The organism is Bradyrhizobium sp. (assembly GCF_035701725.1).
GTDB lineage: Bacteria > Pseudomonadota > Alphaproteobacteria > Rhizobiales > Xanthobacteraceae > Bradyrhizobium.
Genome location: NZ_DASSRP010000327.1, coordinates 1 through 16,638 on the forward strand (window position 1 = coordinate 1; position 16,638 = coordinate 16,638).

Genomic DNA, 16,638 nt, shown 5'->3' on the forward strand with positions numbered 1-16,638 from the left:
GATGCCATGGGCATTGAGCCCACGCGCCATGTGGCTGAACCATGAGCCGTCCAGCGCCTGCCAATAGCCGCCATGGATGAAGACGACGAGCGGGGCCGGGTTGTCGTGGTCAGCCCGATCGCTCGTAAAGAGATCGATCACATTGCGCGGACCGGGCCCATAAGCGATTTGGCACGGTGCGTGCTCCTCGCGATACGCTGCGGCATCCCTCGCCCAGCCCGCCATGATCTCCGGGTTTTCCGGGACGCGGGCCCGGTTGTTGTACTCGACCTCGTAATCGATGCCGGCGGCGGTACTCATGCCCGCTCTTGCGCGGATTTTTGCGCCGAGGCTTTCGTCTTGGCTAACAGGCGCATCAGCTCCCGCACGTCCTTGGGCGACAGGCCGGCAAAAATATCGGCGATCCAGTTCTCGTGCTCGGCCGCCATCTTGCGGAATTCGGCGCGGCCGGCCTTGGTCAGCCGTATCACCTGCACCCGGCGGTCATTCACCGAGGTGCGCCGGTCGAGATGGCCCGATTCGACCAAGCGCTCGACCAGCCCGGTGACATTGCCGTTACTGACCATCATCCGCTTGGAAACGTCCGACAACGTCATGCCGTCCGGCGCCTTGTCGAGCTGAGCCATCAGGTCAAAACGCGGCAGCGTGACGTCGAACCGCTCCCGCAGGCGGCTTCTGACCTCGCCCTCGATCAGGGTCGTGCAGGTCAACAGCCGCAGCCACAGCCGGAGCTCGTCGCCGTGATCGCCGGGAAGCTCGACGGCCTTGGTCTCGGAATCGAGGATCATGTCCTAACCGCGTTCGTTCCTTGAGCTTCACGTAATCGAAGCGACGCTTCAAGTCAAAACGCCGCCGACTCCGGCTTGTTCGCCAATTTTCTGGATTTCTTTAGGTTTCAAACAATTGGCGCGGCCCTTGCATGTCGCCGTGATGCGCGACAGCAGTCGCTTGCCGGTCGCACCGTCATCGGCATAAGCTATTGTTTAAAGGAACGCGCGCCGCCCTGCGGCGCCCCGGGGGAGAAGAGTGATGCGTCAGCAGATGAAATGGGCCGCAGCGGCGGCCGCTTGCGCGGTTTTGGCGGCGCCTGCGGCCGCGCAGGAAAAATTGAAGATCGGTCTTGTTCTGACGCTCTCGGGTCCCGCCGCCTCGCTCGGCCAGCAGGTCCGCGACGGCTTCAGCCTCGCGGTCAAGGATCTCGGCGGCAAGATGGGCGGCCGCGAGGTCGAGATCGTCGTCGCAGATGATGAACTCAAGCCCGACGCCGCTGTCACCAAGGTCAAGGGCCTGCTCGAGCGCGACAAGGTCGACTTTGTCGTCGGCCCGGTGTTCTCCAATATCCTTCAGGCGATCCACAAGCCGGTCACCGACACCAAGACGTTCCTGATCTCGCCGAACGCCGGTCCATCGAGCTACGCGGGCAGGAATTGCAGTCCATTCTTCTATGTCACGTCCTATCAGAACGATCAGGTGCACGAGATCCTCGGCAAGGTGGCGCAGGACCGCGGCTACAAGCGCGTCTATGTGATGGTGCCGAACTATCAGGCCGGCAAGGATTCCGCTGCCGGCTTCAAGCTCGATTACAAGGGCGAGATCGTGGAGGAGAGCTATGTGCCGCTCGGCACGCTCGATTTCCAGGTCGAGCTGTCCAAGATTTCCTCGCTCAAGCCTGACGCCGTCTTCACCTTTATGCCGGGCGGCATGGGCGTGAGCCTGGTGAAGCAATACAGTCAGGCCGGACTTGCCGATAAAATCCCGGTGCTGTCGGCCTTCACGGTCGATGAATCGACACTGCCGGCGCAGCAGGATGCCGCGGTCGGCATGTTCGGCGGTGCCGACTGGGCGCCGGACCTCGACAATCCCCAAAGCAAGAAGTTCGTCGCCGGCTACGAAGCCGCCTACAACAGCGTGCCCGGCACCTATGCGATGCAGGGCTATGACGCGGCATCGCTGATCGACAGCGCCGTGAAAGCGGTCAAGGGCGATCTTTCCAACAAGGATGCGGTCGCGGCGGCGCTGAAGAAAGCCGATTTCACCTCGCTGCGCGGCAACTTCAAGATCAACGTCAACGGCTATCCGATCCAGGACTTCTACCTGACTAAGGTCGCCAAGCGGCCGGATGGCAAGTTCCAGACCGAGATCGTGCAGAAGGTGTTCGAGAATTACGGCGACCGCTATGCCAAGGAGTGCACGCCGGGTCACTGAGTGAGAGTACAACAGGGAGTGAAGCGAGCATGACGAGCGAGATCACCGGCATCACCCGCGCCAATGAAGGCATCCAGGGCATCTCCTGGAACATCCTCGGCCAGACCTATGTGCCGAAGAACCATACCGACCACTGCTTCTCCTGGCACGCGACGTTCCCGCCCGGCACCTTTGTGCCGCCGCACATCCATCCCGACCAGGACGAATATCTCTATCTGCTCGAAGGCAAGCTCGATTTCATGCTGGGTGGCGCGGACGCGCAGGCCACGCCGGGCGATCTGGTGCGGCTCGGCATGGGTATTCCCCATGGCATCTTCAACAAGTCTGACCAGGTGGTGAAGGTGTTGTTCTGGGTCTCGCCGACGCAGAAGCTCTATGATCTGTTCTGGGGCATTCACAACATGAAGGAACAGACGCCGGACGCGGTGGTCGCACTCGCCGCCGAGCACAACATCCACTTCCTACCCCCGCCTCCGGGGGCGTGACGGCTTGCCGCTCCCCATCCTGAAGAGCGAGCGCGATTGAGCTTCGATTGAGACTGTCATGGCCGGGCTTCGTCCCGGCCATCCACGTCTTAGTTTCCGTGCCGATTAAGACGTGGATGCCCGGGTCGAGCCCGGGCATGACGAAAACAGGCATTCCGAAGGATCGTGCGGAAAGTCAGCCCCTCACCGCCGCCAGGCCCGGCACGGCGGCAAAGCCGGCCTTGCTGGCATAGCCGCGCACGATGGCTTCGCGCTGGGCGTAGCTCAGCACCTTGTCGATATCGGTGAAGCCATCCGGCGCGAGCTGCTCGACCGCATCGATCACGCCCTCCGGCCCACCGCGACGGTTGGAGCGCACGATCTCCGCGGTCATCGGCAGCCGCTTGTTTTCATATTCGACCAGAGCCTGACGCGGATGCTCGGATCGCACCAGCAGATCGGCAAGGCAGCGCGCATCGAGAATCGCCTGCGAGGCGCCGTTCGACCCCACCGGATACATCGGATGCGCGGCGTCGCCGAGCAGCGTGACACGGCCACTCGACCAGTATGGCAGCGGATCGCGGTCGCAGGTCGGATATTCGTAGAATTCCGGCGTCGCCGAGATCAGGCTCGCGACATCGACATGCGGCACCGAGAAGCGTGCGACATGCGGCATCAGTTCTTCGCGGCGTCCGGGCCGCGACCAGTCCTCGCGGCGCGGCGGCGCGGAATTGCCGTCGCCGACCTTCACCAGCACCGCCCAGTTGGTCAGCCGGTTCGAGGGGCTGGAGCCTTCCGCAATGGGATAGACCACGACCTTGGCATTGAGTCCGCCGGCGACGATCATCGAGCGACCGGTCAGGAACATCGGCCAATCCCGCGCGCCGCGCCAGAGCATCAGGCCATTCCAGCAGGGCGGACCTTCGTTCGGAAACAGCGTCTCGCGCACCCGTGAGTGAATGCCGTCGGCGCCGATCAGAATGTCGCCGCGCGCGGTCTTGATGTGACTGCCGGTGCGATCGAAGAAATGCGCGGTCACCCCGCCTTCGTCCTGGGTGAAGGCGCCAAGCCGATGCCCGGTGTGAATGACGTCCTTGCCGAGACGCTCCTCCACCGCCGCAAGGATGACGCCTTGCAGGCGCCCGCGATGGATCGAGAATTGCGGAACATCATGGCCGGCATCGATGCCGCGAACGTCGCGCCAGACCTCCTGCCCATGGCGGTTAAGATAATAGAGCACGTCGGTGCGGATCGCCGCGGCGTCGAGCTTTTGCAAGAGGCCAAGCTGGGCGAGTTCACGGATCGCGTGCGGCAGCGTGTTGATGCCGACGCCGAGCTCACGAATGGTGTCGGCCTGTTCGAACAGTTCGCAGGCGATGCCGCGCGAGCGCAACATCAAGGCCGTGGTCAGGCCGCCAATTCCGCCACCGACGATAATCGCCTTCATCGCCTCAACTCCACGCGAGCAACTACCCCTCTCCCGTCAAGCGCGGGCCGAGAGAACCAAGCCAGCGTGCCACCCGGCCTACTCGGCCGCAAGCGGCTTTGTGGCCTCGGCTTTGAGCTCGGCGCGGGTCTTGGGCTTAGCCTTAATTTTAAGCTCCTCGAAATCCTGCCGGTCGCGCACGCTGTTGCGGAAAACCTGGTCCTTGCCAGGCAGATATTGCGGCGGACAGAACGTTTCGTTGGCGCCGTACCAGGCGGCGGCTTTCAGCGTGAACGACGGATCGACCAGATGCGGACGGCCAAGCGCGACGAGATCGGCGCGGCCGGCGGCGAGAATGGTGTTCACCTGATCGGCCGTCGTGATATTGCCGACGCACATGGTCGCAACCCGCGCCTCGTTCCGGACTTGATCGGAGAATGGTGTCTGGAACATCCGGCCATAGACCGGTTGCGCGTCGCGCACGGTTTGTCCCGTGGAAACGTCGACGAGGTCGACGCCTTTTTCCGCAAAGGCGCGCGCGATCTGAACGGCATCGTCGCCGGTGATGCCACCCTCGGCCCAATCGGTTGCGGATATCCGCACCGACATCGGCTTGTGCGGCGGCCAGACCGACCGCAATGCCTCGAAGATTTCGAGCGGATAACGCAGACGATTTTCCAGCGAGCCGCCGTAATCGTCCGTGCGATGGTTGGTCAGCGGCGAAATGAAGCTGGCGAGCAGATAGCCGTGAGCACAGTGCAGCTCCAGCATGTCGAAGCCACAGGCTTCTCCGCGCTGGGCGGCGGCGACAAATTCGCTTTTCACCTTGTCCATTGCGGCGCGATCCATCTCGCGCGGCACCTGGCTATCCGGAAAGTAAGGCAGCGGCGACGCCGAGATCACGTCCCATCCGCCCGCTTGCAGCGGACGATCAATACCGTCCCACATCAATTTGGTCGCGCCCTTGCGGCCGGCGTGACCAAGCTGAAGACAGATCTTGGCCGCTGAATTGGCGTGAACGAAATCGACAATGCGGCGCCACGCATCCTCCTGCTCGTCATTCCAAAGCCCGGCGCAACCCGGCGTGATGCGGGCGTCGCGGCCGACACAGGTCATTTCGGTGAAGATCAATCCCGCGCCGCCGAGTGCGCGCGAGCCGTAATGCACCAAGTGGAAATCCTGCAGCACACCCTCCTTCGCCGAATACATGCACATCGGCGAGACCACCGCCCGATTCGCCAGCGTCATCTCACGCAGGCGAAAGGGCTGAAACATCGGCGCCAGCGGCTTCTCGACGTCGACATCGAACCCTTGCCGTCGGACATGGCGCGCAAAGGCCTTATCGACCTCGCCGACGAAGTCCGGGGCTCGAAGCGTGAGATTGTCGTAGGTAATCGCCTTGGCGCGCGTCATCACGCCGAAGGCAAACTGAACCGGATCGAAGTCCCAGAAGCGATCGACGTGCTCGAACCAGACCAGCGAGACGTCCGCCGCGTGCTGGGTCTTCTCGACTTCCTCGCGGCGACCCTGCTCGTAGAGCGCAAGCGCGGCCTGAACAGTCGGCGCGGCCTGCATGGCATCGGAAAGCGCAATGGCGTCTTCCATCGCAAGCTTGGTGCCGGAGCCGATCGAGAAATGCGCGGTCGCCTTGGCGTCCCCGAGCAGCACCATGTTGTCCTTGACCCAGCGCTGGCTGCGGATCATCGGGAAGTTCCGCCACATCGAGCGATTGGTGAGCAGCGGATGGCCTTCGAGGAACCAGCCGAAAATGCCCGCCATGCGGTCGGCCGACTGCTGTTCGTCGAGGCCGGTCAGGCCTGCACGCTTGAAGGTTTCAGGATCGGTTTCGAAAATCCAGGTCGATCGCCCCGCCTCATATTGATAGGCGTGCGCGATGAACGGCCCCCACTCCGTCTCCTGAAAGATGAAGGTGAAAGCGTCAAGCGGGCGGGTCGATCCCATCCAGGCGAACAGGTTGGAGCGCAGATCGACCTTGGGTTCGAAATGCGCAGCGTATTTTTCGCGGAACCGGCTGTTGATGCCATCGGCGAGCACCACGAGATCGGCATTGGCAAACCGCGTCTCGTCCTCGATTTCGGTTTCGAAGTTGAGCCTGACGCCGAGTTCGCGGGCACGCTCCTGAAGAATGAGAAGCAATTGGCGCCGCGAGCAGCCGCAAAAGCCGTTGCCGCCGACCCGGTGCACGGTGCCGCGGAAATGCACGGCGATATCGTCCCAATAAGCGAACTCTTGCGTGATGCGGCGATAGCTCGGCGGGTCGTATTTCTCGAAATTGTCGAGCGTCGCGTCGGAAAAAACGACGCCGAAGCCGAAGGTGTCGTCGGCGCGGTTGCGTTCATAGACCGTGATCTCGGCGCCGGGACGCTGCTTCTTGAGCAGGATCGCCGCATAAAGACCCGCCGGTCCACCGCCGATGATCGCGACCTTCATGGGAACCTCATCCTGCGCTTTATCGACCCTCACAATTATTTTAAACCTAAAATATCTGGGCGGCAAGCGCCGGCAAATGCTAGCTGCTTCAATTCCCTTTGAATACTGGCCGGGTCTTGTTGGCGAAGGCCTCGAATGCCCGGGTGAAGTCTTCGGTGGTCATGCAGAGCGCCTGCGCGATCGCCTCGGCTTCAATCGCTTCTTCCACCGACATCGCCCATTCCATTGCCAGCATCCGCTTGGTCATGGTGTTGGCGAAGGTAGGCCCGGCGGCGATTTCCTTCGCCACCGCGTGCGCCTGCGCAAGCACATCGGCCGGCGCAACAATACGGCTGAAGAAGCCCCAGCGTTCGCCCTCCTCCGCGCTCATGAAGCGGCCGGTGAACAACAGTTCCGAGGCGCGCGCCTGGCCGATGATGCGTGGCAGGATCGCGCAGGCGCCCATGTCGCAGCCGGCAAGGCCAACCTTGTTGAAGAGGAACGCGACCCTGGCGCCTGACGCCGCGAGCCGCATGTCGGAGGCCATCGCGATGATCGCGCCGGCGCCGGCGCAGATGCCTTCCACCGCCGAGACGACCGGCTGCGGGCAGGCCCGCATCGCCTTGACGAGATCCCCGGTCATGCGGGTGAAGGCGGTCAGCCCCTTGGTGTCCATCTTCACCAGCGGTCCGATGATTTCGAACACGTCACCGCCAGAGGAAAAATTTCCGCCAGCGCCCGTGACCACGATCACCTTTACCTCGTCGTCGAAGGCGCAGGCACGGAAGAGATCCGTCAGTTCGCGGTAGCTCTCGAACGTCAGCGGATTTTTGCGCTCGGGGCGGTTGAGTGTCACGGTCGCGACATTGTCCTCGACCTTCAGAAGGAAATGCCGGGGTTGATACTGCGCGAGCGGCACGGTGACGGGATTGGCAGGCTGGGTCATCATCTCTCCTTACGAATCCTAAAGCGTCATCGCGAGGAGTGAAACGACGAAGCGATCCAGCCTATGCTCTTGGCCCTGGATTGCTTCGCTTCGCTCGCAATGACAATCAAATCTCTCCGCCGGCTACCGCGATCGCCTGGCCCGTCACCGCGCCCGCGCCCTCGCCGCACAGCCAAAGCACGGCGTTGGCGACTTCCGCCGGCGCGATCAGCCGCGCTTGCGGATTGTGTTTGGTCAGTTCAGCGACGACCTCCGCACGATCGCGGCCGGTCTTCTTCATGATGGTGTCGACGGAGGCAGCGACGAGATCGGTGTCGGTGAAACCGGGGCAAACCGCATTCACGGTGATGCGCGTGCTTGCCAATTCAAGCGCCAGCGAACGCACCAGCCCGATCACGGCGTGCTTGGCCGCGGCATAAGCGCTGACATAGGCATACCCTTTCAGGCCGGCGGTCGAGGCGATCACGACGATGCGGCCAAAGGGCCGCTCGCGCATCGAGGGCAGCGCCGCCTGAATAGAGTGCACCACGCCCATGAAATTGACGTCGATCATCCGCGCAAACAGCGCGGGATCGGATTTGGCGAAGCTTGCGGATTCGGCCGCCCCGGCATTGGCAATCAGGATGTCGATCGGCTGGCGGGCTGCAGCTTCCTGGATTGCGGCATTGACCGCGACATGGTCGGTCACGTCAGCGGTGACAAACGATCGCGCGACGCCTTGCGCGACCAGTTCTTCAAGCGCGGCGCGTCGGCGGCCGAGGGCGGTGACAACGGCGCCCGCTTTGGTCAGGTGAAGAGCGATTTCGCGGCCGATGCCGCGCGCCGCACCGGTCACCACCGCATGCGGGGAATTCGGCAATCCCACCATGCGACATTCTCCCCGCATGTTTCCAAGCATTCGGGTTCGGATATATTTTATACTTCAAACTTTGGCAAACAAATCCGGCCGGACGCGGCCGCAATGAAGAACGGCAGAGCAAGGATCAGTTGGCAGGACGGGCACCGATGGCGACCGGCACCACGACGGGGCCGCCTTGCATCGCAGCTGGCCGTTCGGTCGCCACGAGATTGGGCGCCGAAGAAGGCCAATGCTCCGAGCCGAGTTTGCCGGCCACCACGATCAGGATGCCGGCGAGCAGGAGCCGCAGCGCGGTTTCGGGAACCCGCACCGCGCAATAGCTGCCGACCGCGATGCCCGGCAGCGAGCCGATGAGGAGCACACCCAAGAGCTGCCAATCGGTCGAGCCCATGAACCAGTGCCCGACCCCGGCGACGAGGGTAAGCGGCACCGCATGCGCAATGTCGGAGCCGACAATGCGCGCCATCGGCAGCTGCGGATAAAGCAGCAGCAGCGCGGTGACGCCGACTGCGCCCGCGCCGACCGAGGAGATCGAGACCAGGACGCCGAGCACGGCGCCGACCAGCACGGTCGCGCGCGCGATCGTCGCATCATCCACGTGCTCCATGCGGGCGCGCAGTTTATCGATGACGAGCTTGCGGAAGATCAGCGAGGTTGCAGTCAGGATCAGCGCAAAACACAACACCGAGTTGACCAGGCTACGTGCCGCCTCCGCGGAGAGATCAAGCTGCCAGAGCACCAGCAATGTCACGATGCTCGCGGGGATGCTACCCGCGGCCAGGCGCAACACCGCGCGCCAGTGGATCGTGCCGGCAAAGCCATGAACGAGGCCACCGCCGGTCTTGGTCGCCGCCGCGTATAACAGGTCAGTGCCGACGGCCGTGGACGGGTGAACGCCGAATAGCATGATCAGGATCGGCGTCATGAGCGAACCACCGCCAACGCCGGTCATGCCGACGAGCAGTCCAACGCTGAACCCCGATGCCACGAAGACAGGATCGATCACTAGAGCTCCGAATTCCAAAGTCCGCCAGTCCGGCAGCCATTGCGAAGTCCCCTCCGCTGCCATGGCAAGAGAATGCCCGAAAAAGGTGTCGGGATCCCGGCTACAGGTAGGAATATATTTTCCCAACCAGCAATAGCGTCCACGAAAAAAGCATAATCCTTCTATCACCGGGCCATCGCCGGTGATTCCAGCCTATGAAGCTGATGCCGCCGACCATCCCGTTACCACCCGACTGGCATGCCAGAGCCCGGCGCGGGGGGATGAATCGGATAGTGCCCTCGTGGTCCGGCCGTTCGCATCCGTTCCCGATGGCCCAAGTACGCAGCGAATATCAAATGCACGCCGCTAGGCAGCGTCCTTGTGCGGGCGGAAGATCGCCGGTTGCTTCTCGAGTTCGGAACTCGGAACCGGCCGGCCGAGCAGATAGCCTTGCGCGAAATTGACGCCGAGCCGTTTCAGACCCTCGAGCTGTTCGACCGTTTCAACGCCTTCGGCCGTCACCGACATGCCGAGGCCACGCGCCAGCGTCACGATCGAGGAGATGATGGCCGCGCTTTTGTATTGCGCCGACAGATTGCCCATGAAGGACTTGTCGATCTTGATCTTGTCGAACGGGAACGTGGTCAGGCAGCTCAGCGACGAGTAACCGGTGCCGAAGTCGTCGAGCGCGAGCGAGACGCCGAGATCGCTCAGCCGCTCCATGAAAACGAGGTTTTCGCAGGCGCGCTCGAGCAGCACGGACTCGGTGAGTTCGATCTCGAGCCGCTCCGGCGACAATCCGGACTTATGCAGCGCGGTTTCGATCACGTCGAACAATTCGGACTGCTTGAACTGGACCGGCGATAGATTGATCGACACCATGGTGTCGGCGGGCCACAAGGTCGCGTCATCACAGGCCTGGCGGATGATCCATTCCCCGAGCGGCACGATCAGCCCGGTTTCCTCCGCCAGCGGAATGAACTGGTCCGGCGGGATCACGCCACGGACGGGATGACGCCAGCGGATCAGCGCCTCCGCTCCTCGTCGGCGACCGGTCTCGACGTCGAAATACGGCTGATAATGGATTTCAAACAGACAGCGCGCGATGGCATCGCGAAGATCGCCTTCGAGCGTATTGCGCGCCTCGAGTTCGGCCGACATTGCCTCATCGTAGACCGTGAAACAGTTGCGGCCGGCGGATTTGGAGCGGTAAAGCGCAAGGTCGGCCTTCTTCAGCAACTGCTCGCGATCGTCGCCATGTTCAGGCGCGATCGCAATGCCGATGCTGGTGCCGATCTCGACCTGATTGCCTGGCAACTGAAACGGTTCGGCGATGAGTTTTGCGATCCGGGCTGCCAGGTCGACCGAATTGCGGCGCTGGTCGTAACCTCCCGCCTGGATGATGGCAAACTCGTCGCCGCCGAGCCGCGCCAGCACGTCCTCGCCTCGCAGCGCCGAGCGAAGACGAACGGCAACGTGACGCAGCAAGGTATCGCCCGCGGCATGTCCCAGCGAGTCGTTGACGTTCTTGAAGCGATCGAGATCGACCATCAGGACCGAGAACACGCCGCGGGCCTGCGGATCGGATCCCGCTTCCTTCAACTGTTCGAGAAAGAAAGCGCGATTGGGAAGTCCGGTCAGGATGTCGGTCTGCGCCAGTTCGAGCACGCGGCGGTTGGCAAGCGCCAGCTCACGCGAGTTGCGGCTGGCCATGATGAGATAGACGGTGAGAAAAATGGTGATGGCCGCACCGGCCGTAAACACCGTCAACGCGCGATCGAAATGCGGCGCCAGCTGACCGCCAGGCGCGGGAATGGCCTTGATCAGCCAGTTGGCATCGCCGACCCTGAGCGTGCCGGACCAGTATTGCCCGTCAGTAAACGCCTGCATGACGGCAGGTTGCGCGGGCGCAGACGTGTAGTCGGGCTGAGGCTGCGCTGTTCCGTCAATCTCGGGCGGATAGGCGTGCAACACCACCGCTGACGTTTCTGGCGTGCTGGTCCGGATCGATTGCAGGAGCTGGCCGAGATCGAACATGCCGACCACGAACCCGCTCAGATTGCGCCGGCGATCGGCGATTGTCGCCCGCGAGGTGCCCTTCACGTAAACCGGGACAGCAACGAGAACGCCGTGAGCGCCGCCATTGTCGTTCTTGAACAGGCGCGTCGGCGCGACAGCGACCGTGTCGGTGTCGCGGGCCCGCTCGAGGGTCGCCCAGCGGATCGGGTCGCTGGAGTAATCCATCCCGTAGACCGGTGAGGTCTTGCGCTCGGTCGAAAAATAGATCGGGAAGTAGAACTCGCGCTCGGGCGCAATGACGACGAAGCCGTCGGCCAGCGATTTGAAATGATAGGCTGGAATGCCGTCGTTAATGGCCTCCGTCTCGAATTCCGCGCGCTCCTTGCGGTACACCTTCGGCAACCAGTTGACGCGAAGAACACCGGGATGGTGCTCGAACAGGCGGCTGCCGAAAACCTCAAACTCGCTGCGCGTGACCTCTTCGTTGGCGGATTCGAACAGCGCGCGCAACGTGACCAGGCGGCCCATATATTCGTTGATGCCATTCTGCATCTCGATGAGCTGGGTCGCGGCGGCGCCCTCGAACTCGGTCCAGGTAACACGTCGCTCCCAACGGGCCACCGCATAAGCGGCCATGACGGTCAGCAAGACGCCGATTCCCGCAGCCACCCAGGCAGGCCGGTATGGCCTCGACCGGGCTGCCGGCATCGTTCTCCGCTCGACCATGTCTTCCGGACGATCCCCGCCCGGATTCGGACCGCTCATTTTTTCGCCTTCGCCCCCGCCGGAACGGCTTTGATCAGCGGGCAGTTATGGGACGCGCGCTGGTTAAAAAACCTGAATGTTCAGCAAACCGGCTCCCGCATTCAGATACCTTAGTTAACGATCTCTCAGGTTCCATTGAGGAAGCCAGGCCCTGCTGAAAATCGATCTCGGCAGCAAAGGATTCCGCGAGGATTCGCCCGCCCCGAAGCGATCTTGGGCAGCGATCTTGGCGACGGAATTAGCGAGCTTTTCACCCAGCTCCCCTAGCATCTCCCCCATACGAATGATTAATCACGCAAAAGTGCTTCGATGAGAGATTTGCAACTCAAGGCTTTGTGCTGGGTGCTGCTGCTTACGATCCCGGCACAGGCCGAGGAGGTCGGCGTTACGGCGAACCGCATCCTGTTCGGCCAAGCGGCCGCAATGTCCGGGCCGTCATCGGCGCTCGGCTTGAAGATGCGCCAGGGCCTTCTGGCCGCCTTTGCCGAGGTCAATGCCAAGGGCGGCATTCACGGCCGCAAGCTCGACCTGATCAGCCGCGATGACGGCTACGATCCCGATCGCTCGGTGTTGCAGACGTTCAAGCTGATCGATGAGGACAAGGTGTTCGCCTTGATCGGCGCGGTCGGCACGCCGACCTCGCTGGTGACCGTGCCCATTGCAAAAGCGCAGAACGTTCCCTTCATCGGTCCTTTCACCGGCGCCGGCTTCCTGCGCGCGAGCGATCTCGACAACGTCGTCAATATTCGCGCGAGCTATGCGGCGGAAGCAGAAAACTGGATCAAGCATCTGACCGAAGACCGCCACATCAAACGCGTCGCGATCTTCTACCAGGACGACCCCTACGGCCGCGATGGTCTGGCCGGCCTCAAGCAGGCCCTGGAGAAGCGCGGCATGGAGCTTGCCGCCGAAGCCACCTATGAGCGCAACACCACGGCGGTCGCCGCCGCCATGCGCACCTTGAAGCGCGCGGAACCGGAAGCGGTGGTCATGGTCGGAACTTATGCGCCTTGCGCCGAATTCATCAAGCTGGCGCGACGAAGCGACTTCAATCCGGTTTTCGTCAACATCTCCTTCGTCGGCGCAGTCGCGCTCGCCCAGGAACTAGGCCGCGAAGGCAAAGGCGTGATCGTGTCGCAGGTCGTGCCGTTTCCCTGGGACGCATCCATCAAGGTGGTCGCCGATTATCAAGCTGCCGAACGGCTGCTCGATGCCGAACTGGAGCCGGATTTCGTTTCGCTGGAGGGCTACCTTTCCGGACGCCTCGCCGCCGCGGCACTGGAGATGGCCGGCCCCGATCCGACGCGCGCTGGCCTGCTGCGCGTCATCAACGAGGTCGGCAGCTTCGACATCAGCGGCCATCGCCTTGCCGTCGCGCACAGGACGCAAGACACCGCCGCCGAGGTTTTCCTGACCGTCATTCAGGGCGACGGCACTTTCAAGCCGGTCGACCACCTGTAGGCCGGTTTCGAGGCCGCTCGTCCGGTCGCCACGCGCCTGGAACGCGGGACAGCTTCAGATTCGCTTTAATGCTCTGAGAATGAGGTCCGGCGTCAGCGGGATTTCCGTCACCACGGTGCCGAACGGTCTGAGCGCATCATTGACGGCGTTTGCGACCGCGGCCGCAGCGCCCGCCGTACCGGCCTCGCCTGCGCCCTTGGCGCCGAGTTCGCTTTCCAAGGTCGGAGAGACCACATGGCCGATATCGATATCCGGCATCTCACCCGACATCGGCACCAGATAATCCGCCATATTGGCGTTGGTCAGTTGGCCGCGCTCGTCATAGGCGCATTTCTCGAACAGCGCCGCACCGAGCCCCTGCACCACGCCGCCGCGGATCTGCTCATCCACCAATTGCGGATTGATGATGGTGCCGCAGTCCTCCACCACCCAGTGCCGGAGCAGCTTGACGAAGCCGGTATCGGTGTCGACCTCGAGCCACGAAGCCTGAACGCCGTTCGTAAAGGCAAAGGGATATTCGCGCGGCACGTAGTGACGCGTCGCCATCAATTCCGGCTGAATACCCGGCGGCAAGGTGTCGGGCCGGAAATAGACGATGCGCGCGAGTTCGCGCAATTCGATCCGTGGTGCGCCGTCGTCCGCGTTGACCACCGCATTGTTGACAATGTCGAGTTCGGCGGGGGTCGACTGCAGGATCGCCGCCGCGACATCGAGGATGTTCTTGCGCAGGACTTTTGCAGCCTGGAGCGCCGCCTCGCCGCCGATGCCGGCGCCACGCGAGGCCCAGGTGCCGCCGCCATAGGGCGTCTGATCGGTATCGCCGAGGACGACGCGCACCTTTTCCATGGACACGCCGAGCACGCTGCCGACGATTTGCGCGGTGAGCGATTCCGATCCCTGGCCCTGTTCGGTGATGCTGGTCTGGCAGACCACCGCGCCCTGGGCATCGAGCCGCACGGCGACGCCATCCTGCGAGGAAATCTTCGCGCCGCCAACGCCATAGAACGCCGCGCTCGGGTTGGTGACCTCGATGAAGCTCGCAATACCGATGCCGCGATGGATGTTCTGCGTGCGCAAGCTCGCCTGCTCGGCGCGTAACGCGTCGTAATTCATCATCTTGAGCAGCTTGTTCAGGGCCTGATGATGCGACAGCAGTTCGAAGCGAAGGCCCGATGCCGAGGCGCAGGGATAGGCATCATCGGCGATCAGATTGCGCCGTCGGATTTCCACCGGGTCCATGCCGATCTTCGCTGCAGCGAGATCGACGAGACCTTCGGTGACCGAACACGCAATGGGATGGCCGACTGCGCGGTATTGGCACATCACGTTCTTGTTCTGGAACACGACGCGCGCGCGGGCGCGGTAGTTCATGGTCGTGTAGGGACCGCCGACGAGATTGACGACCTGATTGGCCTCGATGGCGCTGGTTCGCGGATACATCGAATACGGCCCGATACCGGTGAGATCGTCGATCTCGAACGCCGTGATAGTGCCGTCGCGCTTGACGCCAATGCGCCCCTTGCAGCGATGGTCGCGGGCATGGATGTCGGTATTGAAGCTCTCCATGCGGTCGGCGACGTACTTCACCGGGCGCTTCAGCAGTTTCGAGAGTGCGTAGGTCGCCATCTCGTCGGCATAAACATGAACCTTAATGCCGAAGGAGCCGCCGACGTCCTTGCAGACGACGCGCACCTGCGCCTCCTCCAGGCCGAGATGCAGCGCCGCGATATTCTGCACCATGTGCGGTGCCTGCGTGCCCTGATAGATCGTCAGCCGCGCTTCGGCTGCGTTCCAGTCCGCCACGACCGACCGCGGCTCCAGCGTTACGCCGGTGTGGCGACCGAATACGAATTCGGCTTCCGCGATTTCATCCGCGTCGGTGAAGGCGGCATCGACGCTACCGGCGTCGAGCACCCGTTCGAAGGCGAGGTTATCGCCGAGCGCGGCATGGATGACCGGCGTTGCCGCATCGAGCGCGGTGCGCATGTCGGTCACGGCCGCCAGCTCTTCGTAATCTATGGCCACATGGTCGGCGGCGTCTTCGGCCGCCGCGCGGCTGGTCGCCACGATCGCCACCACCGCCTCACCCTGCCAGCACACCCGTTCGACCGCGATCGCGCGCTGCGGCGCGGACTTCAATCCCTTCAGATGCGAAAGCACACCGACCCAGGGCGTGATGACGGCGGCGAGCTCTGCGCCGGTAACGACGGCGAGGATGCCAGGCATCTTCTTCGCCGCCTGCGCATCGATCGCCAAAATCCGCGCATGTGCATATGGCGAACGCACGAACACGACGTGCGCCATGCGCGGCAGCTCGAGGTCGCTGACATAGAGCCCGCGCCCCTGGAGCAGCCGATCGAGATTGGGCCGCGGCACCGTCTTTCCAATATAGGAATTCGGCCGGTCGAGTTCCGATAGCGTCTTGCCCTCGGACTTGTTCATGCGCCGCCTCGGCGGGCTTTGGCGGTCGCTTCGACCGCGTCGACGATCGCCTGATAGCCGGTACAGCGGCAGTAGTTGCCGGAGAGATGTTCGCGGATGCGCGCGCGATCAGGATCGACTTCGGCTTTCAGGAGGTCTTGCACCGAGAACAGCATTCCCGGCGTGCAGAAGCCGCATTGCAGCGCGTTGCGTTCGCGAAACGCGGCCTGAAGATCAGATATTTCGCCGGAGTCCGACAGGCCCTCGATCGTTTCGACGGATGCGTCATTTGCCTGCACGGCCAGCATTAGACAGGCCCGCACAATCTCGCCGTTGACGCGAATGGTGCACGCGCCGCACACGCCGTGCTCGCAACCGACATGCGTGCCGGTGAGCTTCAAATGCTCGCGCAAAAAATCGGCAAGGCTCGTCCGCGGCGAAACCAACGCTTCGACGCGCTCGCCGTTGACTTCCAGCGAAATGGAATGCGCTGCCGCCGTCATGCCGGCTCGGTGACCTCCCTACAATTTTTCCGGAAGATTAGACGGGGCCGACCGCAAAACGTCAAGCAACCTTGTTTATCGAACGATTATTTCTGATGACTCGGGTTCAGGATATCGGTCATAATGCTGACCAAACAGACCAAGCCTGCCTCCG

At 62.8% G+C, this 16,638-nt stretch carries 12 protein-coding genes and 1 pseudogene; 3 read left to right on the top strand and 10 right to left on the bottom strand.

Going from position 1 to position 16,638, the window contains the following annotated elements; genetic code table 11:
• Both VFL62_RS19625 and VFL62_RS19630 read right to left on the bottom strand, forming a co-directional pair.
• A pseudogene (locus VFL62_RS19625) lies at positions 1 to 300 on the bottom strand (alpha/beta hydrolase); the annotation flags it as partial.
• Positions 297 to 788, bottom strand: coding sequence for a MarR family transcriptional regulator (locus VFL62_RS19630; RefSeq protein ID WP_325174041.1), 492 nt, complete (start codon positions 786 to 788; stop codon positions 297 to 299). The pseudogene VFL62_RS19625 and the gene VFL62_RS19630, both read right to left, overlap by 4 nt.
• Positions 789 to 1,029: 241 nt before the next feature.
• On the opposite strand from VFL62_RS19630, the gene VFL62_RS19635 reads away from it, so the two are divergent.
• Both VFL62_RS19635 and VFL62_RS19640 read left to right on the top strand, forming a co-directional pair.
• On the top strand, positions 1,030 to 2,205 hold the full coding sequence (locus tag VFL62_RS19635) for an ABC transporter substrate-binding protein (RefSeq protein ID WP_325174042.1): 1,176 nt from the start codon (positions 1,030 to 1,032) through the stop codon (positions 2,203 to 2,205).
• Between the two features lie 29 nt (positions 2,206 to 2,234).
• A complete protein-coding gene (locus tag VFL62_RS19640) occupies positions 2,235 to 2,690 on the top strand; it encodes a cupin domain-containing protein (protein ID WP_325174043.1) in 456 nt (151 codons plus the stop codon).
• 175 nt (positions 2,691 to 2,865) lie between these two features.
• On the opposite strand, the gene VFL62_RS19645 is transcribed toward VFL62_RS19640, so the two are convergent.
• The 6 genes from VFL62_RS19645 to VFL62_RS19670 all read right to left on the bottom strand — a co-directional run bounded on the left by VFL62_RS19645 (position 2,866) and on the right by VFL62_RS19670 (position 12,099).
• Positions 2,866 to 4,116 carry a flavin-dependent oxidoreductase gene (locus VFL62_RS19645; RefSeq protein WP_325174044.1) on the bottom strand — a complete coding sequence of 417 codons (1,251 nt, stop codon included), beginning with the start codon at positions 4,114 to 4,116 and terminating at the stop codon, positions 2,866 to 2,868.
• 78 nt (positions 4,117 to 4,194) lie between these two features.
• On the bottom strand, positions 4,195 to 6,546 hold the full coding sequence (locus VFL62_RS19650) for a bifunctional salicylyl-CoA 5-hydroxylase/oxidoreductase (protein WP_325174045.1): 2,352 nt from the start codon (positions 6,544 to 6,546) through the stop codon (positions 4,195 to 4,197).
• 88 nt (positions 6,547 to 6,634) lie between these two features.
• Positions 6,635 to 7,471 carry an enoyl-CoA hydratase family protein gene (locus VFL62_RS19655; protein ID WP_325174046.1) on the bottom strand — a complete coding sequence of 279 codons (837 nt, stop codon included), beginning with the start codon at positions 7,469 to 7,471 and terminating at the stop codon, positions 6,635 to 6,637.
• A 106-nt stretch (positions 7,472 to 7,577) separates the two neighbouring features.
• Positions 7,578 to 8,339 carry an SDR family oxidoreductase gene (locus VFL62_RS19660; protein WP_325174047.1) on the bottom strand — a complete coding sequence of 254 codons (762 nt, stop codon included), beginning with the start codon at positions 8,337 to 8,339 and terminating at the stop codon, positions 7,578 to 7,580.
• 115 nt (positions 8,340 to 8,454) lie between these two features.
• Positions 8,455 to 9,336: a sulfite exporter TauE/SafE family protein gene (locus VFL62_RS19665; protein WP_325174048.1), complete on the bottom strand. Its 882-nt coding sequence runs from the start codon at positions 9,334 to 9,336 to the stop codon at positions 8,455 to 8,457.
• Between the two features lie 345 nt (positions 9,337 to 9,681).
• Positions 9,682 to 12,099: a bifunctional diguanylate cyclase/phosphodiesterase gene (locus VFL62_RS19670; RefSeq protein ID WP_414644780.1), complete on the bottom strand. Its 2,418-nt coding sequence runs from the start codon at positions 12,097 to 12,099 to the stop codon at positions 9,682 to 9,684.
• Positions 12,100 to 12,408: 309 nt separating this feature from the next.
• Between VFL62_RS19670 and VFL62_RS19675 the strand changes: the two genes are divergently transcribed.
• The gene (locus tag VFL62_RS19675) at positions 12,409 to 13,560 is read left to right on the top strand and encodes an ABC transporter substrate-binding protein (protein WP_325174049.1); all 1,152 of its coding nucleotides are present in this window, start codon (positions 12,409 to 12,411) and stop codon (positions 13,558 to 13,560) included.
• Between the two features lie 54 nt (positions 13,561 to 13,614).
• On the opposite strand, the gene VFL62_RS19680 is transcribed toward VFL62_RS19675, so the two are convergent.
• On the bottom strand, positions 13,615 to 16,002 hold the full coding sequence (locus tag VFL62_RS19680) for a xanthine dehydrogenase family protein molybdopterin-binding subunit (protein WP_325174050.1): 2,388 nt from the start codon (positions 16,000 to 16,002) through the stop codon (positions 13,615 to 13,617).
• A complete protein-coding gene (locus tag VFL62_RS19685) occupies positions 15,999 to 16,484 on the bottom strand; it encodes a (2Fe-2S)-binding protein (protein WP_325174051.1) in 486 nt (161 codons plus the stop codon). Before VFL62_RS19685 ends, VFL62_RS19680 begins: the two co-directional genes overlap by 4 nt.
• Between the last annotated feature and the right edge of the window lie 154 nt (positions 16,485 to 16,638).